The following is a 24,900-nucleotide window of genomic DNA, read 5'->3' as shown; positions in this document are numbered from 1 at the left end:
CCGCGAAAGCTCCTCGGTACTCATACGCAACACCGCCATGCTCAATACCTCCGAACAGCCGGAGGGCACGGTAGCCCAAGTGAGACATCTCTACTTTGCGCAACTGTGACATTTGAACGTTGCTGCTACACCTTTGGCATGCCTATAAAGCTAATTATGTTTCACAATCTCCGCGGTGTTATGCTGGCAGCAGCGGTCCCATACAAGCTACGACGACTGTTTGCCCCTCCGGTTATGGAATGGCAGCGCAAATCCACTCACAGCGCAAATTCAACATCTTATAGTGTCCGGCTTATAGTGTCCGGGATCCGCGATTCCGAAAACGCCCCTTCCTATCATCCACACCCCACAGACCGAACCCGTATGTATGGCAGATACTGTCGGCGGCTTTTGCGCTGCGAACGACGGCAATGTTGGGGGCACCGGTCGTCACCGCAATCGACTATCCTTGCTGCCGCGACGATTAATGTGCCAGTGGACCATGGCTTTACCGCAATGTTTGACTGAAGCTGGCGCATGATTGCCGAGGCGGGCATCGAGGGGTTCAGACGTCCGTACACTATGCCGGAGCGCTGATGTGGCACAGCGCACGCTTCGCAAAGCTTTCCAAAGCAAGGACCGGCTGATCGCGCTAGCGATCCGTGGGCGTGCGAAGACGTAAACCCTATTATGCAATGACGCCGGTGCGGCTCACGCCATTCGTTCGCGCGCAACCTTCTGCAATACGGTGAGCGGCATCGCACCCAAGGTGAGGACGCTGTGGAATGCCTTGGGGTCCCAGCGTTTTCCTGCCTTGCGCTTGGCTTCGTCGCGTAGCTCCGTCCATACCGTATGGCCGATTTTGTAGCTGCACGCCTGGCCCGGCCAGACTGTGTATCTGTCGATTTCGCCCTGGCTGCGCCCGCGCGCGATGCCCGTGGTGGCGATCAGATAGTCGGTCGCCTTTTCCCGGCTCCACCGCTTCACATGCATACCGGAATCGACCACGAGCCGTGTCGCCCGGAACAGCAATGACTGGAGATAGCCGATCTGCCCCAGCGGATCGCCATCGTACATGCCCATTTCGTCCGCGAGTTGTTCGGAATAGAGCGCCCAGCCTTCGGAATAGCCGGAGTAGAATCCACGCCGCCGGATCAGCGGTATCTCGCTGCTCTCCAGCGCGGACATGACTTGCAGATGGTGGCCCGGCACGCCTTCATGATAGCTCAATGTCGCCAAGCCGAATTTGGGCCTGTCGAACGTGTCGCGCAGATTGATGAAATAGATCGCAGGCCGTGTCCCGTCGAGTGAGGCGGACTGATAATAGCCGCCGGGCGCGCCTGCCTGGATCGCTTCGGGCACCCGCCGCACTTCGACCGGCGCCTTGGGCAGCACCGCAAACTGTTCGGGTAGACGCTTCGTCATTGCCGCCACCTGCGCGCGTAGTTGCTCCAGCAGAGCTTCCCGGCCCGGATCGGTATTCGGATAGAGTTGATCGGGCCGCTTGTTCATCGCCACCAGCCGATCGCCAACGCTGCCGGTGGTCAGGCCTTGCGTCTTGAGCAGGCCATCCAGCCGCGCGCCGATTTCGGCCACTTGTGCAAGCCCAAGCTTATGAATCTCATCCCCGGTCATATCGGTGGTCGTGGCCGCGCTTGCTGCAGCGGCATAATAGGCATCGCCGTCCGGAAGCCGCCACACGCCTGCATCATGCACGGCCTTTCCGCGCAGTTCGGCGACCAATGCGCGCTGCCGATCGAGGGCCGGGAACACTTGCTCGCGCATCAGGCGCGCAACTGTCTGTGTGCGCTCGGGCGGCAGTTGCGCCGTTTGAAGTTTCGCGGCCAGATCGGTCGCCGGTCCAGTCGCTTCGGGTGCCTTGTCCCGCACCGCAGCGATCTGCTTCAGCGTCGTGTCGAGAATATAGTCTGGGGCGAACACGCCCTTAGCGGCATCCTGGCGCTGTCGCTCGGTCTCCGCATCTATGACGCCTGCAAAGGCCTCCACTCGCTGAACATAGGCATCGGCATCGCTGGCATTTGCCACGCGATGCTGGTTGGATAGAAAGTCCGGCACGTCGCGATAACCGCCGGTCAATTGAGTCAGCACATAAGGGGCAAAGCGACCGGCGCTTGCACCGAAATCATAGCGCTCACCGGCCTGCACGCGCTCCAGACTATATTTGACAATGTCGTAATCGAGCTTGGCAGCATCACCAAGCGTGTCGCGGGGGATAGATCGAAGCGCGGCCAGCTCCTGTTTCGCACGGATGAACTGGCGCTGCTGGCCTGCACGGGAGGCGTCACCCAGCTTCGCCTTCAACCCGGCACGAGGGCCGACATCCAGCCCCAAAGACGTTGCCTGCTCAGGATTATCTTCCAGACGGGCGTAGAAGAACTGGTCCAACATCGCGCGCAAATCGGCATCGCGCAGGCCGCCAGAGGCTTTCGCGAAATGCGGCACAGCGGCAACGACGGTTGCTACACTGACGGATGCGAGAAATTCACGACGATGCATGGGTGCTCCTGGATCGGAATGGATTGGGCAAGACTGCTGAACAGAGAGGATTGCAGTCCGCCACTGGCTTTGTCGAGACAAATCGGTGTGTTAGCCGATATTCCGCTACAGGCAGTGTGCCCTATGCTGTGCCTGGAGCGCTCAGTTCCAGAATCGATAAATCGGGTCCGTGCGCCCCTGACTTCCTTGCAAATCCAGCGGGGCGTACATGCCGCTGTCCATCTGGCGCGTGCTCTTGTCGGTCCGCGTCCAGTCGCAAACGAAGCTGCGCTCGGCAAATTTCCAGATGCCCTCGCGACGGGTGAAACGGTCTATATAGCGTCCGCCGGTCAATGTTTCGGTCTTGTCCGCATCGGCACCCGATGTCGAAGCAACGGCGATGACATAGGTCTCCGCAACGGCGCTGTCACCGGCCACGTCGATCCACTGATTGGCGATGGAATGGAATGTCTGTTCGAAGACTGTCGCAACGATACGACAAATTTCGCCCGCAAATTCTTGCCCGTTGCCGTTGAAGGCACCGCTGACAACCGTGCTGTCATCATGGAAGATGGATTTCAGCAGCTCGACGTCCGCCCGGTCGACACCACGGCAATAGGCCATCGTGAGATCGGCGATCTGTTGCCGGGAAATGACTTCGTCGATCACTTGCGTCGATACCGTGTCGGTCTGCGTGTTCATGTCGTGGTTTCCTGATCCATCCTGTCGGTTCCGTGCAGCGGCCAACGCCAGCAGGGCGATGCCCGTATCGGCGGACCCCTGACCCCCTGTCGGAACATGCGCGCTTAACGGAGAAAGCCCGCTCGCTTCCCAGCTCCCCGGCCAGTTTGCATTGGTATCGAGCACATAGGTGCGGTGGGACAGTCTCCACTGTGCATCGCGGCGCTCATGCCGGTCGAGATAGCGTCCGCATACCAACCGCTGCATCATCGCGCCGTCACTATCGGGCGCTTGCACATAGGCTATGACGTAGCTTTCCGAGCGTGCGGTGTCGCCATCGAGACGGATCCACATTTGTGCCGTGCGATGCAGCGTAACCGGCTGGCCCCGCTGGGCATCCGTCAGGATCGTGGCGAAGGCCTGTGCCGGACCGGCGTAGAAGCGATAGTCGACCGTCGCATCCGGATGATAGCAGTCCGCCAGCAACGCTGCGTCCGCTCGGTCTACGCCTCGGCTATGCTGGGCAAGGCGTTGTGCGATGGCCTGAATATCGGCAATTTGGGCAATGGTGGTGGGTGTGCCGGTCATCCCATCGTCTCGCCATTGTCGATGACGATATGCGTGCCGGTGATCTGGCGCGATTCCTCGGATGCGAGGAACAGAACCAGGTTCGCGACATCTTCCGGCTGGCCTTGCCCCTGCGCATGTACCTGATCCAGACCGGCTGCATCGGCGGGTAACTGGGCAAGTGCCTGCTGCGTCATCGGGGTATCATGTGCGCCCGGTGCAATGGCGTTGACGCGAATGCGATACCGCTGTTCCTGACAATGCACCGCAATGCTGCGGGTCATAGCAATGATCCCCGCCTTGGCCGCCGAATAGGCCGGAATGCTACTGATCCCCTTGAGCGCCGCGACAGATGCGACGTTGATGATCGATCCGCCGCCGGTCTTGGTCATATGGGGAATGGCGGTCTTGCAACCGAGGAAACAGCCTTCGACCATGACTTGCATCTGGAGCCGAAAATCCGCCAATTCGGCGTCCTCGACCGATCCGAAGCGCACGAGACCTGCGTTGTTGACGAGCACGTCCAGTCTGCCGAAATGATCCAGCGTCTTTGCGACGACATCCTGCCACTGCTGCTCGTCCCGCACGTCATGCTGCAAGAACACTGCGCCGGGAATGGACGCGGCAGCTGCCGCGCCCATATCGCCCTGCACATCGGTAATAACGACCTTCGCGCCTTCGGCTGCCAGCAACCGCGCGTCGGCTGCTCCCAATCCCGATGCGCCGCCCGTTATCAGGGCAACCTTTCCTTCGACACGACCCATCATATATCCGATCAGAAGTTGAACGTGGCCGAGCCGCCAAATTGGCGGGGCGGGGCATAGCCGGCAATGCCGCCATAGCCGGGGGAGTCGTACACCGTCGAAAGATAGCGGGTGTCGAGGAGGTTCTTCGCCCACAGTCCCAACGACCAGCTACGTCCGGCGGGATAGTAGGTTATCGTTCCGTCGACGACATGGGTCGGCTGTATCTTCGACCGGGGCGTGTCGAGGATCGCCGTGTAATATTTGCTGGCCGTATATGCGTAGTTCACATCGGTCACCAACTCGGCGCCATTGCCGACGGGGACGACAAAGTTGGCACCGAACGAGGCATTCCACTTTGGCGCATTTTGCAGGCGAAAGCCTGACAGATCGAGCAACTGCCCGGACACAGCATCGGCGAAGTCGAACTGCTTATATTTGGCATCGAGATAAGCGAGCGATGCGCGCAATGTCATGCCCTCCACCGGGACGGCAGTCGTCTCGAATTCAAAGCCTTTGATTTCCGCCTTGCCCGCGTTCAGGATGCGATTGCCCTGCGTGTTGGTGGAGCGATCGAAATAGATCTGCGCCACCTGAAGATCGCGATAATTGGTGTAGAAAACCGACAGGTTGGTCCGCAAACGACGATCAAGGAAGTCCGCCTTCAAACCGACTTCGAATGTATCGACCGTTTCAGGATTGAAAGGGTTGGCGCCATCCGCCGGCACGCCCACACGCCCGGTAAAGCCGCCCGATTTGAAACCGCGCGCCCAGCTTGCGTAAACGAGCTTGTTCTGGCCCAGATCATAGTCTGCGCCCAGCTTCCACCCGACATTGTTCCAGCTTTTCGTGCCGCCGGTCGTAAACGACCCGATTATGAAATTGCCGTCACTGGTGTAGTTCGCTCCGGCAGGGTTGCCGATGCTGGTTTCCAGCGTTGGCGCAGAGGTGGTCTTCTCATGCGAATACCTTATGCCCGCCTGTAACTTCAGCCTGTCGGTCACCTGCCAATATGTCTGCGCGAAGCCGGACAGGGAATAATTGTCCTGATCCTGCGTATTTATCTGCAGCAGTCCCGGTGCAGCAAATTGCAGGCGATAGGCCTGAATATGGTCGTAGTGGGTCTTGAGGTAAAAGCCGCCGATCATCAGGTCGATGGCATCGTTGACCTGTATGTTGGACCGTACTTCCTGGCTGAACTGCCATCCCTCGGTCCGGCGGCGGGTATCGTTCTTGAACGCTGGCGTCCCATCCTGATCTGTAAATTCCAGCAAGGTGAAATGCTTGTAGCCCGTGATGGATGTCAGATCGCCAATGGGCGTATCGCGATAATTCATGGTCAGGACGCCGCTATAGGTATCCATGTTGGATATGTCGGGAACGCTGTTGTTCGCACCGAGATATTTCTCCGGAGCCTGACATTGCCCGCCGCTGATGCACGGGCTGGTGTACATCCCGTTCAAGCCCGGCTCTTCGAAGATCGCCTCACCGCGGTAGGAGCCGTTGATGACGATCGGGGAGCCGTTGCGCGCGTTGACATATTCGCCCTGCAGCGTCGCATCGAAGTCCGGACCCGGCGTGAAGCGCAGATAAGCCCGCACGGCATCCAGATTCTTGTGGCCCATGTCAGACCCGTCAACGACGTTGGTAACCCAGCCCTTGCGCTGCGTATGAATGCCCGCGACCTTGAGGGACAGCACATCCTTGACCAGCGGTGCCTCAATAGACCCGCTGATGTCGAAGCGGTCGTAATTGCCATAAGCGCCCTTTATGAAGCCGCCGAATTCGCCCGTGGGTTGACTGGTCACGACATTGACGACGCCGCCTGTCGTGTTTGCCCCGAACAGTGTGCCTTGCGGGCCGCGCAGCACTTCGATGCGGTCGACGTCGTACAGGTCGAGCAAAGCACCCATGCTGAAGAACTGCGGTATCCCGTCGACAACGATGGACACGGTGTTGCCTGCATAGGGGTCAGGCTCGATCACGCCAATGCCGCGCACGGTGAAGACGGCGGTTTGAGGCGTGTTGGCGAAATTGTCGATCTGCACATTGGGGATCGTGCCTTGCAGCGCCTGCAGCGACGTCACTTGCGCGTTGCTCAGACTTTCGCCACCGATGGCCGTGACGGAAATAGGCACGCTCTGAAGGTTTTCGGACTTTTTCTGCGCCGTGACGACGATATCCTGCAATCCGCTGGACTGATCGGATGCCGCTTGCGGGTCAGCGGGCGCTTCCTGCGCTGCTGCGGCACTTATGCTCAGCGCCATCGCTGAGATCGTCGATAATAGCGCGCCGCTCTTTGTCGCAACATTTCCTGCAAGCGTCATAATCCATCTCCCTGATCGTTGTTTATGGTGTGCCGGCACGCATCGTTGCGCTTGCCGGAGATATTCAGTGGGCGCTTTCAGCGACGTCCTTCGAGGTAGTCGTTCAGCACTTCGTGGAAAAAGCGCACACGGGTTTCCTGTCCGGTCAGATAGGCGTCATCGTACCCGCGCGAGTGCATTCCGCGCTGCTGACCCTCGGCCAGCATCATGTCCTGATAGACGATCTGCCCCTCGATTTCGGGAACGCCCCGGCCGTTGTCGAATGCGCGATGCTCCATCTCCGCCTCCCGCAAAGGCTGGGGACCGGCCATGATCGATTCCACGACGGTCTGCCCCGCCACCGGAAAGGCCATGCACCACAAGTCGAAAGTGCATTTGTTCGGATCGGTCGGATGCGGTTCGGTGCGGAAGAAAATGAGATTGTCGGGCAGGAAGGATATCGTGACGTTGGGAAACATCACCGTATGCGGGCTGTCGGTGATCTCCTCATCCGACATATGCTCGTAGTGAACATAGCCCCGATCCTTCCACAGCCGCCGCTTGGCCGCTTTCAGGTCGAGCCATCCCTGCATCGCCTTGGTTTCGTAATCGGGATAGCTGTCCGGATCGATGTCCCACTGCCGCAATATATAATCGAACGGATGCGGCGCGCCTTCGGGCAGCCGGTCGCTTAGGGAGGGGCGCATGGGTTGCACCGTTCGCCCATGGCCGTTGGGGTACATTTCATGCCGTGCGGTATCGACATCCTGATCGATCCAGGGCGGCACCTGCGGATGGGCGGTGCGCGTGTGATAGCTTTCGCTGAAATTGTCGGTCGCGAATTTCCAGTTGGTGTTGAGATCGACCTTCATCCAGAAGACCCGAACCGCCGTATCCATCGGATAATTTTTATATACCTCTGGCATGGGCGAGAGATAGTCGAGCAGCGCAGGCGCATTGTCGTCCATTGTGTACCAGACGAACCCACCCCAGACATCGCAGCGCAGTTCTTTGAGCTTCAGCTTGCCGCATGGATCGCCCTGTGGGAAATCATGTGCGTCCTGCGCATAGGCCAGCACGCCATCCTGACCCCAGATCCAGCCATGATAGGGGCATTGAAATTGCGTCGCTGCCGCGCTGTCGTTGACCAGCCGCATGCCGCGATGGCGGCAGGCATTGTAGAACGCCTTGATGCTGCCATCCGCCTGTTTCACGCAGAAGACGGACTCGTTCATGAAATCGTGGACGATATAATCGCCCGCTTCTTCCAGTTCAGCGGTGCGGCCCGCGACGTGCCAGATGCGGGTCCACATGTGGTCCCATTCGCGCTGCATGAAATCGCGAGAGGTATAGCGGTCCCCGGTGATCGGATCGCCGCGCAGGTGCGATGCGTCGCGGCCATCTATCGTCAAAGGATGCAATTGCGGCCGATTCATCATGTGTCCCAACGCGATAGGAGGTCACCCGCAGGGGTGAAGGCTCACGCGGCAAAGGATGATCGGGACAAGATCAGGCATGGAATGATCGGAGCCATGCAGCTTCGACGATGCCTCTCCTGTCGCTGGTCGTCATCTGCCAACTGTTGAAGAGACAATAGCTAAATTGGTCGATCGACCAACCTGTCAAATCAGTGAGGTTTGGTCAGGCGCTCCAGGCCTGCGCTGAAGAAACGAATGGCCGGACGCGCCATGTCCTCCAGACCGCCGACCGAGTGATGATCCCGCGTCAGATCGTCCAGAAAACCCGGATCCTGAACCATGAAGATCAACGCCGATTCGATCAGATAGATCGCGGCCAGAATATCGCTGGCTTGCGCATCCGGAGTCAGGACACGCACCCGTTCTTCGAACAAGACACTTACGGCGCTCAGCTTCTGCAACACCGGGCGTAATTCCGGCATCCGGTATGAACTCATGAGATGGGATGTCATGATGACATAGTGACGCAGATCATGATCCGGCGTTGCTGCAATCGTCAGGAAGGGCAGCACGAAAGCTGATACGGTTTGTTCGGGGTTCAGCCCTGCCGGGGCCGCCGCATCGGCATCGGCAAAACTTTGCGCTATGATCTCGACAAGCATTCCAAGCTTGCGGTCGACCACGGCGCTGAAAATCTCGTGCTTGTTGCCGAAATGGTAGTGGACAAGGCTCTGACGAACGCCAGCCTGCGCAGCGATGTCGCGCAGTCCCGTGCCTTGATACCCATGTCGGGCGAAAAGGATTTCGGAGGCATCGAGAATAGCCTTCCGGGTTTCGGCTCCTTTGGGGGAATTGCGTGTCGCCATATCGAGCCCGCTTAGCCGTAAAACGGCCCACAGCAAAAGCCTAAGCTGTATGATGGCTCCCACCATGAGAACGAAGCGGACCGGCAATGCCGGTCCGCTCGCATCGGTGTCGCGCCGCTGCTGGCGGACGGGGTCAATCGACTTTCTGAATCACCGCACGCCCAAACCGAATAGTACCCGATGGCGTATAACTGCCGTTTTCCGCACGCAGATAGGCGTAGAGATTATGGGTGATTTCCCCCGCAGCCAGCGGCATTTCACCAGCCACATAGCTGTGCGGCGCAGTGCGCAGCACGCCCGATATCGCTTCGCTGGGCAGACCGCCGACTAGGTCGGGCAGTTGCAGGTCGCTGTTGTAATTGCTGCCGCCTTTCCAGCGCATCTGCAAATGCGGGAAGGCGATGCAGTTATTGCCTGCGTCGATCTCGAACTCCACCAGTGCTTCGATAGTATCGCCCGCCGCGATGGACGCGAGCGACGCCGTGGAAGGGTTCTGGAACAATCGACCGAACGGCCCCCACGCCGCCGCCGTAAAGCCGCTGGCCGTATAGCTGCCCCCGAATGTCATCTGGTGCATCCGCCGTCCCGTAAGGGGTGACGCCACCTGAGTATGGGCAACCGTCAGGCCGGATGTGTTCGACATCGCTGCTGTCCAGCTCGTTGGCGCGGTGCCGCTGATCGTGCCGGAGGACGGCGTAGTTACCGTGCCGCTGGCGCCTTCCATCATCGGGTTCTGCACATAGCTGGCGTGGGTCAGTCCGCTCGACCAGGCCAGATTGTTGCCGGGGGAGCAGATCGATGGGCGGATACCAGGTGCGCAGGATCGCGGCGACAGCCTTGCCCGCATAATAACCGCCTGCAATCGCCGGGTGCGTCCCGTCATAGGTATAGCCCGCACGAGGTTGCGCACCGACCGATGCCGGGTCGGCAATATCCGGCAAACAGGCCGAAGCGACCGCCACCATGCCCTGCGCCCGCGCAGCGAAACGCGCGAGCCAGCGATTACAGCGGTCCATCACCTGAAACTGCGCCGCCGTGAACAGTGCCGAAAAGCCACTGGTACGCGGTAGGATCGGCGCGAAGATCGTGCGGCAGTTACGCTGCGCATTGAACTGTGCGATGGCTTCCCAATTGGCAACGATCGTTTCGAACGACAGCCCGTCCTTCACATCGTTGGTACCGCAATGCACATACATGAAGGCCGGCTTGCGGGGCATCTGGGCATGAAATGCGGGCAGGTTGGTCAGGATCGTTGCAGTCGTTTCGCCGGGAAAGCCCCAGATGTTCGTCGTGGTCGGCACCTGCACCCGCTGTCCGCACAGGATCAGCGCCCAGGTAAGGATGCCCTTTGCGCTTTTGAGGATATTGGTTGGGGCGGGGGGCAGGGTGACGCGATCGGACCCGTTGTAATCAGCGGTCGCGATGCTGTCGCCGATCGACGCGCCAAGGGGCGTAGTGGCCGCCAGCGCGGCCTTGGCAAGAGCGGCATTGGACAGGCCGCCCAGACTTCCGGAAGTGCGGGGCATGGGTTCAGGCCTCCGCAATCAGAGCGGAGGCAGTGGTGCCGGTCGCCCGGACATGACTGGCGCGCACCGCGATGTAGCTGGCGTCCGGCAAATTCCGGTAAATGACATCGGCGCTGCCATCCACGCCGCGCAACGTCACGTCTCCGCCGCCGCCGACATATATGCCCTTGGGAATGAGCGGCAGTGCATTACTGTCATGCGGCACGATTGGATAAGGCGCGCGGGACGGCGACCCTTCGGCGTCCTGATAGCTGGCAAAAATATCGACCATGAATGAGTCTCCTGAAAGAGAGGGAAGGCATGAAGCGGATGTGGGAAATCATCCTCGACCGGCTCCGTCTAAAACCCATCTGGTTATGTAGGACAGAATAAATTTGCCAAAAATTTTCGTGTTTGGTCTGCTTGATCGTTGCACGGTCGCGACCATGCCTCTATCGTCGGTCTATGAGCGAAGCGATCAGTGCGGAGCAGGGGCAGCGGCTCTGCATATATACCCGCGCGTGGCGCTCCTCGGGGGCGGGGCTGTTCGCTCAGGAGCTGGTAGCGGGTATCGTTGACAAGGGGGGTGACGTCACTTTCGTCGCGCCGCGCGCGCAGGACGCCCGCTTCGAAGAACCGCGACCGCGTCTAAGGCGATTGGTGCCGCCGCATGAACAGCCGGGGCAGGGGCGGATCTCCAACATCGTCCGCTCGCTATCCCGTATGGCATTGTCGGTGTTGTTCCTTTTGCGGGCGCGGATGACATGCCGCGTTTTCATCGTTTCGATCCCCGACCCGTTGATCGTCTCGGTCCCGGCTCTTGCCCTACTGCGCCTGACTGGAGCGCGCATCATTTTTATCGCGCACGATCCCTTGCCGCACGCTTGGAAACTGCCTGCTGCGTTGCGCTGGCTGGAGCGTGGGACGCACGGCGCCTGTTATCGTCTGGCGTCGGCCGTCGCCGTCTTGAGCGAACCCTCCCGCACCAAAATGGCGGAGGCGTTTCCTACCCTGACTACGCCTGTCTGCGTGATCGAACATGGCGTATTCGTGATGGGCGATCCGCAGCCGTTGCAGGGCGATCGTCTGTTGCTGCTTTTTGGCACGCTGCGGCGAAACAAGGGTATATTGGAAGGCATGGAGGGCGTGCTGTCGGCCCATGCTGCCGGTGTGCCGGTGCGCCTTGTTGTGGCGGGGGGCGTGCACAAGGAGGAGCAGGACTATGCACGCGCTATCGAAGAATGCGCTGCGCGTGCGCCCGATGTGATTGACCTGCGGCTGGGCTATGTCGACGACAATGCCTTGCGCGATGTGCTGGCGGCATCGGACGCTCTTCTGCTGCCCTATACCGACTTCCACTCGCAAAGCGGGGTCGCGTTATTGGCGGCGTCCAATGCGCGTCCGGTCATTGCCTCCGCAGCAGGGGGAATCGGTGCATTGATGGCGGAAGGGATGCCTTCGGTCACGATTGCGCAGCCGGTGACGGCACGAAACGTCGAGGCAGCCATTACGGCGTTCTTCGCCACGCCTACCGCGACCTGGAACATGCAGGCGCAGCGCTACTTGGAACATACGCTGGATGTTCGATCCTGACAGGCGATTGGTGCTCAGTATCTCGCGCTGGCGGCGCGTATTTAGGGGGCTTACCGTTCGCCCTGCACCTTTGCACGTATCCGCCGCCGCAGATCGTCGGGCAAAATCCATAACAGGATGAAGGCAAAGAGTTGCCGCGCGGTCGGCTTTCCCTTCTGAAATGCTGCGCGCAGCAACGGCAGGCAAGCGTACCACTGGCGCTTCGCGGCAACATCCTGCGCGACGACGGACAAGCAGAAACCGGCATACGCCCGCGGCGTCAAAAGGCTTCCCATGCGGTCGGCCCATGCGAGCGACCGTTCCCATGCCCCATCGCGACTGAGCGACGGTCTTGCCTCCCCCACATAATGGACGACCAACGGTTCCGGCGCAGTCAATAAGGTGCAGCCTTGTTCCTTCACCGCGCGGATCATTAACTCCCAATCTTCGTGCAAGCGGGAGTCGGCAAATTGCAGCCTGTCGAACATCGGGCGCGGAAACATGAAAGACGATGTCTGGAGGAAACTTTGCCCACCCTTCAGCCAGGACCGCCGATCGAACATCCATTCGTCAAGCGGTATATCCCCGGCATAGCCTTGGATCGGTCTTACGAAGGGCCCCTGCGGCGTCATTACCCGCGTTAACGTGACGAGGACCGCGCATTCGGGATCGACGCTCCCGTCCTGCGGCAGCATGGCAAGCTGCTTTTCCAGTTTGGTCGGCAACCATTCGTCGTCGTCGTCCAGAAACGCCACCCACTGTCCCGTCGCCGCCAGCGCGCCGGTATTGCGCGCCACGCCGGGGCCGCGCTGATCGGGTTGCACGATCCGGCGCAGGCGGGGGTCGGTGAAGCTGTCCAGCGCGGTTTCCGTGGCGGGATCGGGACCATCCACCACGACGATCACCTCCAGATCGCACAGGCTTTGCGAAAGGACGCTTTCTATGGCGCGTTTCACCAGATCGGGACGCCCGAACGTCGGTATTACTGCACTTACGATCGGCATCTATTCCGTTTCCGTATTGCTTGGATGCCAACACTGCATCCCGCGTATCGCATCCTAATCCGAAATGGTGTAAAACTTACATCACGGCTGTTCCAACAACGTGCCTACGCAAATTATGTTGCGCTGCAACATAATTTGTCGCTTAATATGGAGTAAAGGTTGGTCGTGGTAGCGGACTCGCACCATTTCGGTTTTTAATCAGCATGATCGCGTGTCGACTTATCGATGTTGCGTTGTTGCTTTAGGGGGCTGGCCCCTGCTTGAAGAGGGTAAAGTTGCTTAATTTCGGTCGACTGCTCAAGGCACGTTCGGGAAACCCGTCTACGGCGGAAGGCGAGCGCATTTATGCGATAGGGGATATCCACGGCAGGCTCGACCTGATGAAGGATATACTTGCCCGTATCGAAAGACATGCTGCTACGCTGCCGCCTGCGCGCTCGGTGCATATCGTGGTGCTGGGCGACATGATCGATCGCGGCCCGGATTCGGCGGCTGTCCTGCGCTATCTGCACGGGGTCCAACAGACGACGGGTCGGCTTATTGTCCTGCACGGCAATCATGAGGAATTGATGTTGCGCGCGCTGGCGGGAGAGCCGGGGATGCTGCGTGCTTGGATGCGCATCGGCGGTTCTGCGACGATCCGCAGCTATGGCGTCGAACCCCCGCACCGCGACGACGATCAGCGCGCGGCCGTCAACGACCTGCTAAAAGTTATCCCCTCGAACATCATCGAATGGATTCGCCATCTGCCGTTGACTGCACGGTCTGGGGATTATCTCTTCTGTCACGCCGGTATCCGGCCCGGCGTTGCCCTTAAGCGACAAAAGCGCGCCGATCTCGTCTGGATTCGCGACGAGTTTCTGGAAGATCCGCTGGATCACGGCGTCATGGTCGTTCACGGCCACAGCGTGTCGACCGATGTCGAGATGCGCGGCAACCGTATCGGCATCGATACGGGCGCCTATCGCACCGGCATCTTGACGGCGCTCTATCTGGAAGGGGAGGATCGTCAGATCATCTCCACCGAAGCGCCGCTGGAGTTGGGTAGCGCCGACGCAGTGGATGCCACGCCGGTCGAAGGCCAGCTATCCTGATATCGGTACCTACAAGGCAGCGGACTGCACTATGATAAGCACTGTTTTGGGCCTCCTTCTCGCGGCCGCACCGCAAGACACCGCCGCGCCATTGCCCCCCGCGCCCCCGGCTGCCGCGCAACCGGCCACCCCGACGCCCAATGCGGTGACACCCAAGGGTGCCGATAATGCTGCCGATATGGGGTATCTCTCCGCCGGTGCGCTCGTCGATCGCTGCTCGGAAACGTCTTCGGCCAGCACATCCTATTGCTTCGCCTATATCGCCGGCGTCCGCGATGCGATGAAAGCCTATGAAATCTGGCTCAACGCTCGCGAATTCTGCCCACCCGCCGGGCAATCGCAAAGCGATCTGCGCCGCGCATTCGTCGGTTTCGTGTCGGCTTATCCCACCAACCGGACCGGGCAGGCGGCGTCAGTCGTGGTGGTGTCGCTCAAGCAGACATATCCATGCGAGCCAGAACCGTCGCCTGCCACGCCTCTTCCGCCGAAGCCCTGATCTAAGGCTTAGCTATGAAAGCGTGACCGCAGGTTACGCAGCGGCGTTGTCATCGTAAACGATAGCTGCGCCATCGCGTAGGTGAAAGCAAAGCCCACCACGATCATGATGAGTTTGGTCGTGGTGTCGGCCGCCATCATCTTGGTACCCGACCACCAGTAATAGGCGTTCACCGGCTCAAGATGCCAGAGATAGGCGCCATAGGACAGCACACCCATCTTCCGCATCACGGGCATTTCAAGAAGCCGCACGGCCAGACCCGCGCTGTCCCCGAATAGTCCGTAGAACAGGCACACCATCGCCAGCCCCTGAAGACTGTAGCGATAGGTTTCGCGGAAATCCGCGTCGCGCAGGATAAGCGAGACGATGACCAGCACTCCGGCGATACCGATCGCCGACCAGCATGCGAACATGCCTTTCAACCGATAGGCGAACCGATGGAAAAGCACCGCAGTCAGGCAACCATAAGCGATGCTGTCCATTCGCGCATCGCTCGCGCAATAGGTGTAGGGATGCAGGCTGTTGTCTGACTGGTGAAAACCGAACGGCGCACCATAATGCACGATATGCAGCCGCCAAACCAAGCAACCGACGCAAATGGCGATCAACGTGCCGATCAGCAGTTTCGTCCTGCCACCCATCACCGCGATCAACAGCGGAAAGGTCAGGTAGAATTGCTCCTCCACGGCCAGCGACCACATATGCAACAGGGGTTTGAGTTCGGCGGCGGTGGAGAAATAGTCGGTCTGTTTCCACAGCACGACATTGACGACGAACGCGAAGGAACCGGCCAGTTGCTTGACGAACTTGCCATATTCCACACTGTCGAGCAGCCATGGGGCGGCAAGAGCGGTCAGCGTGAGAGTGGCGTAGGCGGCCGGGAACAGGCGCCGGATGCGGCGAGCGTAGAAATCCTTGAGCGTGAATATGCCGCTGTTGAGCCGATTGTCGATCAATCCCGCCATCAGATAGCCGGAGATGACGAAGAACATGTCGACGCCCAGAAACCCGCCGGGCAATCCGGGTAGGCGGGCGTGGTGGACAAGGACGAGCAGGATCGCGATGGCGCGCAATCCCTGAATATCCTGCCGGTGCGGTGCGGCGGGAGCAGTCACGCGATGCTCTGCCGCAGCTTGGACTGCCCATGGACCCATCGCCTTGCCTCACGCCACGTCCATGCGGCGAAGACGATCTCCCCAAGCAACGTGCCCAGAATCGACCAGAGGGGGCCGAAAGCAAGCAGAAGGATCAATACGCCAAGGATAGAAAAGACACAGGAATAGACGGAAGCGAAGGCCAGTGGGCGAAACGCACCGCCTGCCTGAAGGAGACTGCTTTCGGGTGCACGAGCGAATCGGACAGCCGCGACGAGCAGCCATAGGGAGGCGCCGACGATCAATGTCTGCAGGGAATAATGTGCGGGAAACAACAGGCGCGGTCCGAAGATCAGCAACGCAGCCGTCGCCAGCGCCGTCGCGACCCAGACTATGCCGAGCATCCAGCGAAAGCCGATGAGTGAACGATGCGCCCCCGCCGCATTATCCTCGCCGATCGACCGCGCCATTTGCGCCCGCTCATATTCGGACAAGGCGTTGACGGCCACGCTGCAGGGGCGGATCAGCAAGGCAGTTGCTGCGATTGGCGCGAAGGCAGCGGGGCCGAAAATGGCGGTCACCAGATAGACCTGACTGTTGGCGGTGATCTCTGTCGTTACCACGCCCAGCAGCGACCAGGACGCATGTTGCCGCCAGGTTTCCCGATACGCAGAGAAGTCCGGCCAGCGCCAATGGGCAAACTGTGCCGACAGATAGCGCCGTCCCAGAGGCAATAAGCCGATGAGCGCAGATACCAAAAGAATGGCGAAGCTGGCACCAATGCTCACTTGCTTCGATATCGTAATGATTGCGATTCCCAACAATAGCGCCGCCGCATAAGCGATGTCCGAAGCCATCGCTCTCACGGGCAGGCCGCGCGCGAAGGCGTCGGTCCGGCCTACCCAGCGCACCAATGTTGTGCTGGTATACAGCGCGAACATCGCAGCGGCACCGATGGGCAGTTTCATGGCCAAGCCAATAGCCGCAATGGGAATCGCTACCATGAAGGCAGCCAGCAGATTGACGGACAGGATCGCTGCCTTGGTGGCTTCCCGATCCTGAATAAGTCGATGCGTCATTGCGATCAGCAAGGGCGCGCAGAACAGCGCGCTCCAGATACCAAGCATCAGTTGGGCGATGACGAGCAGGAAGGAAAAACTGCCGAAATCGCGCGGGGGGAGGAGCCGGAGCAGCGCCAGCGACAGCAGGAACTGGGCACCGGCAGAAGCAATCGGCCCTGCCGAAGCCAGTGCATATCGCCAGATGCGTTCCACCCCCTCGTCGCCGATTAAGGCGCGCGCGAGACGGAGGGACGTTTAGCCTTGGGAAAACGGTTGCTGTCCATAGCCGCTATGGCAGCGATGGCGAACATCAGGAAAACCTGCGGTATGCCGTCGCGATCGAACAAGGTGCTTTCCGTGGCATTATGCCCGATGCAGAAAAAGAGGATGGAGACGATCAGCGCATTGCGCGGGGCGTTCGTATCGGCTTTCCGGATCAACGTGACAATCGGAACGATGACGGTTGCGATCACGATCAGTACCAGTCCGGGCAAGCCAACGGTCGCGAGCAAATCGAGAAAACCATTATGTCCCGTGGCGACTTCGGTGACCCACCCGGTGGCATAGCGATAGATCGGTCCCTGCGGGCCGATGTTCCAGAAAGACCCATAACCCGATCCGAGCCACGGGTTGTCGCTCCAGTAGTCGACAAGCGCTTTCCAGATGAGCGGGCGGCCGGTGAAGGAGCGCTCATCGGTGAAGTTGCCGCTCAGCGGATCCTTGTAGATGTAGACTGCAACCGCGCCTGCAATGCCTGCCAAGGCAGTCAGCGATATGATGAAGCCCTTGGCGCGGCCTTTGTAATATTGGAACAGCGCGCCGATCGCTATCGCGCATACCACCATGCCTGCCGATGTCTTTGATCCGGAGCGGTAGAGGAAATAGCTGGCCGCCGCGATGACGATGATACGCAAGGCCATCGGGATACGGCGTGCATCGAACAGGAACATGAGGATGAGGATCGCTACGGTCGGACCGGCGAAGTTCTTGTGCGTCATGATCCCGCGCCAGTCGCCGATCAATCCCTTGTCAGCAGGTTCATTGACCGAGTGGACGCCCATTTCGGGGAAAAGGATCGAAACCGCAATGTTGATGAGAAGGAGCGCCACCAGAAGCGCACGTGCGATCATCAACGGCTGGTCTACGCCCACACGCCGCACAATCGCAAAGATGCTCCAGATGATCGTCGTCGTCAGAAACGCACGGCGAAAAGCGATGCCGGGCTCCAGCGCCCAGGCTATGCTCAGCCACACCCAAAGCAGCGCGACGCAAATGGCGATGGGCACCACCAGCAGCCTTTTGGGATCGACCAGCGGTCGGCTGCCGTAGATGGCAAGCCCGAATACCGTCAGATAGCCTGCCTGACGTACCGGGCTGCCTTCGCCAGTGCCGGGCAGGCCGCTGTAGGACATGAAGGGACCAAGGAGGCAGAATATGATCAGGATGACCCACGCCAGCAGCAGGGGGCCGCGCCGGATCGGCAGTTGTGCCGTTTCTGTAGCCATCGCTTGATCTGAAGTGAAAAGTTTCATGACGAGGCAACTGCAGTGCGGTTTCTGTATGCCAAAAGGCTGGCATTGCTGGTCAACGGATCGGCCAGCGCAACATAGTCGGTAATCATTTTTTCGAAGGTCAGTTCGCGGGCCAGCTTCATAGCGCGATCGCTCCACAATGCGCGTTGCGCGGGGTCGTTGAGGATAGACTCTATTGCTGTAGCCAGGCCTGCATCGTCGTCGAGATCGACGGCGATGCCGCAGCGCGTGCCATCTCTGGCGGTAATGCCTTCCACCTGGCTCGGCACGTTGGACACGATCAGCGGCAGCCCCAGCTTTGCTGCTTCGATCAGCGCAAGGCTGTGCCCTTCGAACAGGCTGACCTGTACGAAGACGTCGCCCATCGACATGAGCGTCAGCGCCTCTTCGCGATCGCGATTGCCCAATATGTGCATCCGGTCATCGACGCGCAGGTCGACCATCATCTGACGCAAAGTGTCTTCGTCCGCGCCGCAGCCGAGCATGTCGACTTCGACATCGCGGGTCAGCGCGATGGCACGAATGAGCATCTCGTTATTCTTCGGCCATTCCAGCCGGCCGCATACGACGACACGCCGGCCATGCGGCCGATCGATCGCCTGCAACCGCAGTCGCTCCAGCAAATCTTCGATACGCGGCGGGATGGCGTTGTGAATGGTCAACCGCTTAGCCTTGTAAAGGGCAGGCTTGCCGTCGAGCGTCGTGTTGACCGTGTCCGACACGCTGACGATAGCGGCCACGTTTCGCGCGCTGCCCGTAAAGCGATCGAGGAAGTTCAGGCTCGGCTTATATACGGTCGCTGGTGAGTGATGGGACACGATCACGCGCGTCCGGGGGTTGAATATCTTCGCGAAGAACGGCACCAGCACATTGGCCGCCGGCATGGAGGAAATGATAAGTTCCGGTCGTTCGCGCCGCATCCAGCGCGCCAGTTCCCTAAGCATGCGGAACTTGCCGCTTATGCCCGACGGCGTACCGGGGATGACGTAAGACCATGCCAGAATGTTCGTCGGAGGCTCCACAATGGAGGGCAAGGGATAGAGTCCTACCAACTGTGCCGAATACCCAAGCTCATGAAAGCCTTCCGCGAGATTGGTCCACAACTCGCGTACGCCCCCGTGCGCGTGGGAAGCAAAGAAAACAACAGATTTGCCCGGCACCCACATCCTCCAAGGTGTCGAACCCGCTCGACGTAACTGATCGGCGATTCGGCGCCCGATGTCCTATTCCAAACCGTCAAGAAATCGCGGGTTGCAATGTAGGATAGTATCCAAAACGGTGGATGACGCCAATTCTTTAAAAGCGCAAGCCTGCGCACGATAATAGATTGAATAAAAACGTATTGGTTACACCTGACAGGTTGATCGAAACCATTTCGGATGTGTTACTTTAACCCAACCGATAGTAGGATTTATACCATGTGGCGAAGCGATCCAGCCCTTCGGCCAACATTACTTTAGGGCGATATCCGGTCAGCGCATGCAGCTTCGATACGTCGGCATAGGTTGCCGTGACGTCACCCGGCTGCATCGGGCGCATGATCTTCTCAGCCTTGTGCCCGATGGCCGTTTCCAGGGTTTCGATCATTTCCATCAAGCCGACGGGATGACTGTCGCCTATGTTCAGGACGCGGTGCTCACCGGTCGCGGGCGGATTGTCCAGCGCACCGACGATGCCATCGACGATGTCGTCGATATAGGTGAAATCGCGCGCCATTTTCCCTTCGCCATAGACTTCGATCGGCTCACCACGCATGATTTTGTTAGTGAAGCCGAAATAGGCCATGTCGGGCCGACCCCAGGGGCCGTAGACCGTGAAGAAGCGCAAGCCCGTCTGCGGAAAGCCGTAAAGCGAGGCGTAGGATTGGCTCATCAACTCGCAGGAGCGCTTGGTGGCAGCATAGAGGGATACCGGGCTGGCGGCAGGCTCATCCTCGGTGAAGCCGTTCCCGCCCATCGGCTTGTCGCCATACACCGAACTGGACGACGCATAGACCAAGTGGACGAAGTCCTTCGCATGGCGGCACGCTTCGATGATCGCGAGGTGGCCGGCGAGGTTCGATTTCTGATAGGCGAAGGGATTGTCGATGCTGTAACGCACGCCAGCCTGCGCTGCCAGATGGATGACGCGCGTTATGCCATGTTCGCGTACCAGAGCGGCGATGCCTTCGGCGTCCGACACATCCATTTTATGGAAGGTGAACCCGGCGCACGTCTCAAACGTGGCGAGGCGGGCCTCCTTCAGGGATGTTTCGTAATAGTCGTTGACGTTGTCGATACCGATGACGGTCTCACCGCGTTCGAGCAGGCGATGCGCGGTGGCGTGGCCAATGAAACCCGCAGTGCCGGTTACCAAAATGGGTGCGGTCATGGTTCAGCCTATCCGTTCATGGGGCAAGGCAGGCATGACAATCGCTTCGCTCAGCCCCGGAAAGAGCCGATTGAGGCATGATGCCGCCGACATGAGATGCACCACTGAATCGCTCCTGTTTTGCCAACGTCCTTGCTGCGGCGCAGCATAGCCTCACCATCCGATAACTCAACCGAATTGGATGATGATCGCTATTCCCCCAAGCACATTAAAATGCGTTACGATGCACCACGACACCCAAGGTGCGCGCAAGGATGATCAATTCGCGTCCCAGCGTCCAGCTTTCTATATACTCCAGATCGGCACCGAGGCGATTGATGAGATCGTCTGGCACTTCCGTCGCGCCGCGATAGCCGCGCACCTGTGCCAGTCCGGTGATGCCGGGCTTGAGCGAATGGCGCATCCAGTATTTGTGATCGACTTCCCAGAACAACTGGTTGCCCGCCATCGACCCCAGCGCATGGGGACGCGGCCCGACCAGGCTCATGTCGCCGATCAGTACGTTGAAAAGCTGGGGCAGTTCGTCGATGCTGGTGGAGCGGATGAATTTGCCGACGCGCGTGATGCGGTCATCCGTCCGCGAGGCGGATCTATTGCCCGAGCTGTCTGACGTTTCGACGCGCATGCTGCGGAACTTCATGATCTGGAACAGCCGGTTGCCGCGGCCCACACGGTTCTGTTTGAACAGAATCGGGCCGGGGCTGTCGAGGCGGATGGCTATCGCAACCAGCAGCAACAGCGGGGTCAGGGCAATGATAGCAGGCACTGTCAGCGACAAATCCAGTGCGCGTTTTTTCGCGCGATTGGCTGTGCTGAGAGGGCCGCGCGACACGATATGCGTATCGTGCCCACCAAACAGGCCGATACCCACAATCCCGGTGGAATCGAATTCGGGCGCGACGATTTCGCCGTTGATGTTCGCGCCACGCAGCAGCATCGTCCACCGTGTCCGACGTTCCGCCGAACATGCGACGACGACACGCTCAAACCCATCGACCAGCAGCCCGAGGCGCTGAAGCATTTCAGGGTTACCCAGATCCGGTTCGAACCCGATCGCCTTGGTCGACACCATGTGGGGTGCTTTTGGGCAATCCAGTTCGACATCGTCGATGATGAGCAGCTCGTTGATCGGCGCGCCTTCGAGTCGTTGCGTTGCGTATCGGCAAAAGGCAAAGCGCGTTGCCGCCAGAAATATCGCCGACAATACGGACCCGGCGCCGAAGGTCAGGCGCGAGACGGTGTCGGCCGTACCCAGTGCGAAGAGGAAGAATACGACCGTAATGACGGCGTAGAACAAAGCCGTCAGCGCCTTTGCGGCATTTACGCGTGGAGTGAGCAGGGCCGTGCTGCTGAATGTCTCACCCTGAATGGCATAGCCGATATAGATAGGTATCAGCATGAGGGAGAGGCGCAGGCCGGAAATTACGCCGGTCTCGACCCGGATAAGGCCAATCAGGAAAAATGCGACGGCGATGGCGAGCGTATCGAGCGCCATCAGCTCGAAATACAAGCTGATACGCCGCAATCTCTTTTCCGCCGGTTTGGTCGCTATTACCAACCCTGGCCGCTCCATCCGATATGGGGCATTCATCGCTCGACCTCTGACTGTTTGCTTGGCCCCATAGGCATGGACGCGACACTAAGCCGACATTTACTAAAATTTACGCCGCCTCACAAGCAGATGCTGCGTTGCGGTATGATGAACAGTTTTCGTGTTTCGCCGTGACACAGAAAGAAAACAGCGTGTTGCGACAGAGCGGGTAAGGTTCTGGATCAGTCGTTACGGGCGAAAACTTACTTTTTCCCAAATATCTGTCGGATGGGCACATTTCGTCTTCGGTAATCTACGTAGTTTGTTGGTCGACCAGGTTGAGCGAGCATCCCGACAAGGATATTTCGTGACCCAAAAACCCGCTAGGCCGGTTTGCGCGCGCGAAAAATAACGTCGTCCAAAGCATGTTTCTGCTGCAGATCGGGGGCCAGATCGCGCGCGGCGACGGTATCGAGCACAAAACCTCCATTACGGATTCGTTCTGCGAAATCGGCCCCGTACTGCCGTACATGGTCCCACTGTCCGAAGCGCCTTTCGCGTTCGCGTTGCGACATGCCCATATGGCCATCTTCGGTCGGGCGATCCCATAGAGGCACGATCAGCCATGCTTCGCCACCCGGTTTGAGGGCGGTGAACATGTTCGAAAGGACGCAGGCGTCGTCTTCGACATGCTCCATGACGTGGCTGGCGTAGATGATGTCGAACCGGTCCTGCAGGTCCATCTGCATCAGGTCCATCGCTACCACGCCCGGAAGGTCGTAGACATCGGGGTGGAGATCGGCGGGGACGTAATCGGCGGCTTGCGCGGCGAAGCGCGAGACGAGACCGGCTTCATTGGGGGCGATGTGGAGAACGGATGCGCCCTTAGGGACGGTCAACTGGCCGCTATCGAGCAGGTGGCAGACGAGGCGCTGGCGGGGAGACGCACCGCAGGCGGGGCAGCCCCATCTGGCGTTGTCGCCATAGCGGAAGAAGCCGACGACATCGCCCTTGCAGGCGGGGCAGCTATAGCGTGCTTTGGCGCCGGTTGCCGCCCGCAGCTTCAGGGTCGCGAACGATGCCCATTTGATGGCGGCTTTCGATGCCCGCTGAAAGGTAATCACTTGGCTCTCCGTCGGAACGAGGCGTCGCTATAATGGATTTGCCGCATATCTCGACTGTTTTCGTGTGGCGTCAGTCGCGGGACTTGGCGGGTGCCCATGTCTGATAGGTCTTGCCGCGCAGGGCGTCGATGATGCCCAGGAATGTCGCGCCGATGGACAGCAGGATTTCGCTGATCGGGGAGAGGAGCGGGACGGTCGCCGCGCGACCGATGGTCAAGGCGATGAGTCCTGCGATCCAGAGGATGGCCGCGGCCGGGCCATAGCCGCAATGAATCAACAGTCCCGTGACGCTGAGCAATCCCAGCAACAGGAACGGCGCGCCGAACCAACGCAACAACTTGTGCGAGACATATTTGTAAATGTCGATGGCGGGGAAGGATCGGACGATGTGCGGCCATAGGTGGCGGTGTGTGTTGTACGCGCGGCAAGCGATGCGGCGCTTGCGGCGGAACTCGTCGCGCGGATCGGTGGTGTTCTTCTCGTAAGCGATGACGTCCGGCGCGCTGATGAGGCGAAACGTCTCTAGGATGACCCATATGGAGGATGTCATGTCATCCAACAGGTGTGCCGGAATTTCGGGATACAGCGCCCGCCGCGTGGCGAAAATCGAGCCGTCCGCGCCCATCATCGAACCGCAGCGCGACTCGAGTGCCTTGATGGTTTCTTCCATCCGCCAATAGAGGCCGCCGACGCTGGCGGTGACGCCATCCGTTTCATTGATGTAGCGCAGAGTGCCGGACACACCGCCGATGGCGGGGTCGCGAAAATAATCAAGCAGCGGCGCGACCGATTCGGGGGCGAGGATGACGTTGGCGTCAGTGAAGATGCAGATGTCGCCCGTCGCCTGTGCCACCATCCTGCGCATACCCGTGGCTTTGCCGGTGCGTTCGGTCGAGGGGACGAGGGTGAGGAGGTCGGGCCGGCTCAGCAGGAGGTCGCGGGTGCCGTCCGTGCTCATGTCGGAATAGGCAATGATCTGGATATCGGGATGCAGCGCCTTGATCGCTTCGAGGTTGCGCAGCTTGGCGGGGAGCGCGCGTTCTTCATTATAGGCCGAGAACAGGAGGCTGGCGCTGGGGCGGGGGAGCTTCGGGTCTTGCACCACCGGCCGTGCGCGCATCAGGCGCAGGGTGAGCGGAAAGCTAATGTAGGGGTGCAGAAAGAGAGCGAAGCAAAGCGCGGCAACGATGAGATATACTGCTGTCATACGTCGCCCTCCCTTCGTGCTGAGCGTGTCGAAGGGCTTCCTTTGACGCAAGGAAGAAGCTTCGACAAGCTCAGCCCGAACGGGGAACTGGCTTAGCGGCGGTAAGCTATCAGCGGGCCAGCAATTCCGTGGCGAAGGCCCGGATATGCGCGCCGATGTCTTCGCGTTCCAGCGCGAGCGCGAAGTTGGCTTCGATGAAACCGGCCTTCGACCCGCAATCGTAGCGGTCGCCCTTGAACGTCATGCCGTGGAAC

At 59.7% G+C, this 24,900-nt stretch carries 21 protein-coding genes and 1 pseudogene; 3 read left to right on the top strand and 19 right to left on the bottom strand.

Going from position 1 to position 24,900, the window contains the following annotated elements; translation table 11 throughout:
- Positions 1–690: 690 nt before the first annotated feature.
- From QMG56_RS20880 to QMG56_RS20840, 9 genes are all read right to left on the bottom strand, one after another.
- Positions 691–2,496, bottom strand: a complete 1,806-nt coding sequence (locus tag QMG56_RS20880) for a DUF885 family protein (protein ID WP_281824627.1) — start codon at positions 2,494–2,496, stop codon at positions 691–693.
- Positions 2,497–2,637: 141 nt separating this feature from the next.
- The gene (locus tag QMG56_RS20875) at positions 2,638–3,744 is read right to left on the bottom strand and encodes a nuclear transport factor 2 family protein (protein WP_281824625.1); all 1,107 of its coding nucleotides are present in this window, start codon (positions 3,742–3,744) and stop codon (positions 2,638–2,640) included.
- On the bottom strand, positions 3,741–4,487 hold the full coding sequence (locus QMG56_RS20870; RefSeq protein ID WP_281824629.1) for a glucose 1-dehydrogenase: 747 nt from the start codon (positions 4,485–4,487) through the stop codon (positions 3,741–3,743). The genes QMG56_RS20875 and QMG56_RS20870 overlap by 4 nt, the downstream gene beginning before the upstream one ends.
- Positions 4,488–4,498: 11 nt before the next feature.
- Positions 4,499–6,793 carry a TonB-dependent receptor gene (locus QMG56_RS20865; protein WP_281824623.1) on the bottom strand — a complete coding sequence of 765 codons (2,295 nt, stop codon included), beginning with the start codon at positions 6,791–6,793 and terminating at the stop codon, positions 4,499–4,501.
- A gap of 77 nt (positions 6,794–6,870) precedes the next feature.
- Positions 6,871–8,184, bottom strand: a complete 1,314-nt coding sequence (locus QMG56_RS20860; protein ID WP_281824621.1) for an aromatic ring-hydroxylating dioxygenase subunit alpha — start codon at positions 8,182–8,184, stop codon at positions 6,871–6,873.
- A 215-nt stretch (positions 8,185–8,399) separates the two neighbouring features.
- Positions 8,400–9,056, bottom strand: a complete 657-nt coding sequence (locus QMG56_RS20855) for a TetR/AcrR family transcriptional regulator (RefSeq protein ID WP_281824619.1) — start codon at positions 9,054–9,056, stop codon at positions 8,400–8,402.
- 133 nt (positions 9,057–9,189) lie between these two features.
- The gene (locus tag QMG56_RS20850; protein WP_281824617.1) at positions 9,190–9,492 is read right to left on the bottom strand and encodes a hypothetical protein; all 303 of its coding nucleotides are present in this window, start codon (positions 9,490–9,492) and stop codon (positions 9,190–9,192) included.
- Positions 9,464–10,582, bottom strand: coding sequence for an SGNH/GDSL hydrolase family protein (locus QMG56_RS20845; protein WP_281824615.1), 1,119 nt, complete (start codon positions 10,580–10,582; stop codon positions 9,464–9,466). The genes QMG56_RS20850 and QMG56_RS20845 overlap by 29 nt, the downstream gene beginning before the upstream one ends.
- Before the next feature lie 4 nt (positions 10,583–10,586).
- Positions 10,587–10,853: a hypothetical protein gene (locus tag QMG56_RS20840; RefSeq protein WP_281824614.1), complete on the bottom strand. Its 267-nt coding sequence runs from the start codon at positions 10,851–10,853 to the stop codon at positions 10,587–10,589.
- A 173-nt stretch (positions 10,854–11,026) separates the two neighbouring features.
- Here QMG56_RS20840 and QMG56_RS20835 point away from each other — a divergent pair, with 173 nt between their 5' ends.
- A complete protein-coding gene (locus QMG56_RS20835) occupies positions 11,027–12,154 on the top strand; it encodes a glycosyltransferase family 4 protein (RefSeq protein WP_281824613.1) in 1,128 nt (375 codons plus the stop codon).
- Positions 12,155–12,204: 50 nt separating this feature from the next.
- Here the strand turns inward: QMG56_RS20835 and QMG56_RS20830 are convergent, their stop codons facing one another.
- On the bottom strand, positions 12,205–13,137 hold the full coding sequence (locus tag QMG56_RS20830; RefSeq protein WP_281824611.1) for a glycosyltransferase family 2 protein: 933 nt from the start codon (positions 13,135–13,137) through the stop codon (positions 12,205–12,207).
- A gap of 260 nt (positions 13,138–13,397) precedes the next feature.
- Between QMG56_RS20830 and QMG56_RS20825 the strand changes: the two genes are divergently transcribed.
- A complete protein-coding gene (locus QMG56_RS20825) occupies positions 13,398–14,231 on the top strand; it encodes a metallophosphoesterase family protein (protein WP_281824610.1) in 834 nt (277 codons plus the stop codon).
- A 31-nt stretch (positions 14,232–14,262) separates the two neighbouring features.
- Positions 14,263–14,727 carry a Rap1a/Tai family immunity protein gene (locus QMG56_RS20820; RefSeq protein ID WP_281824608.1) on the top strand — a complete coding sequence of 155 codons (465 nt, stop codon included), beginning with the start codon at positions 14,263–14,265 and terminating at the stop codon, positions 14,725–14,727.
- 8 nt (positions 14,728–14,735) lie between these two features.
- Here QMG56_RS20820 and QMG56_RS20815 read toward each other — a convergent pair whose 3' ends face one another.
- The 9 genes and pseudogenes from QMG56_RS20815 to QMG56_RS20775 all read right to left on the bottom strand — a co-directional run.
- Entirely contained in the window at positions 14,736–15,842 is a 1,107-nt protein-coding gene (locus QMG56_RS20815; protein WP_281824606.1) for an acyltransferase, read from the bottom strand.
- Positions 15,839–17,095 carry a hypothetical protein gene (locus tag QMG56_RS20810; protein ID WP_281824605.1) on the bottom strand — a complete coding sequence of 419 codons (1,257 nt, stop codon included), beginning with the start codon at positions 17,093–17,095 and terminating at the stop codon, positions 15,839–15,841. Before QMG56_RS20810 ends, QMG56_RS20815 begins: the two co-directional genes overlap by 4 nt.
- 14 nt (positions 17,096–17,109) lie before the next feature.
- Positions 17,110–18,414, bottom strand: coding sequence for an O-antigen ligase (locus QMG56_RS20805; protein ID WP_281824603.1), 1,305 nt, complete (start codon positions 18,412–18,414; stop codon positions 17,110–17,112).
- Positions 18,411–19,574 carry a glycosyltransferase family 4 protein gene (locus QMG56_RS20800; RefSeq protein ID WP_281824601.1) on the bottom strand — a complete coding sequence of 388 codons (1,164 nt, stop codon included), beginning with the start codon at positions 19,572–19,574 and terminating at the stop codon, positions 18,411–18,413. Before QMG56_RS20800 ends, QMG56_RS20805 begins: the two co-directional genes overlap by 4 nt.
- A gap of 229 nt (positions 19,575–19,803) precedes the next feature.
- Positions 19,804–20,784, bottom strand: coding sequence for an SDR family NAD(P)-dependent oxidoreductase (locus QMG56_RS20795; protein ID WP_281824599.1), 981 nt, complete (start codon positions 20,782–20,784; stop codon positions 19,804–19,806).
- A gap of 208 nt (positions 20,785–20,992) precedes the next feature.
- Entirely contained in the window at positions 20,993–22,342 is a 1,350-nt protein-coding gene (locus QMG56_RS20790) for a sugar transferase (RefSeq protein WP_281824598.1), read from the bottom strand.
- 356 nt (positions 22,343–22,698) lie between these two features.
- A complete protein-coding gene (locus QMG56_RS20785; protein ID WP_281824597.1) occupies positions 22,699–23,439 on the bottom strand; it encodes a methyltransferase domain-containing protein in 741 nt (246 codons plus the stop codon).
- Positions 23,440–23,509: 70 nt separating this feature from the next.
- Positions 23,510–24,646 carry a glycosyltransferase gene (locus tag QMG56_RS20780; RefSeq protein ID WP_281824596.1) on the bottom strand — a complete coding sequence of 379 codons (1,137 nt, stop codon included), beginning with the start codon at positions 24,644–24,646 and terminating at the stop codon, positions 23,510–23,512.
- Between the two features lie 109 nt (positions 24,647–24,755).
- A pseudogene (locus QMG56_RS20775) lies at positions 24,756–24,900 on the bottom strand (UTP--glucose-1-phosphate uridylyltransferase); the annotation flags it as partial.

This window comes from Sphingobium sp. BS19 (genome assembly GCF_027925545.1).
Classification (GTDB): domain Bacteria; phylum Pseudomonadota; class Alphaproteobacteria; order Sphingomonadales; family Sphingomonadaceae; genus Sphingobium.
Note: the sequence above shows the minus strand (reverse complement) of the source record. Positions and strands in the feature narration are given on the sequence as shown.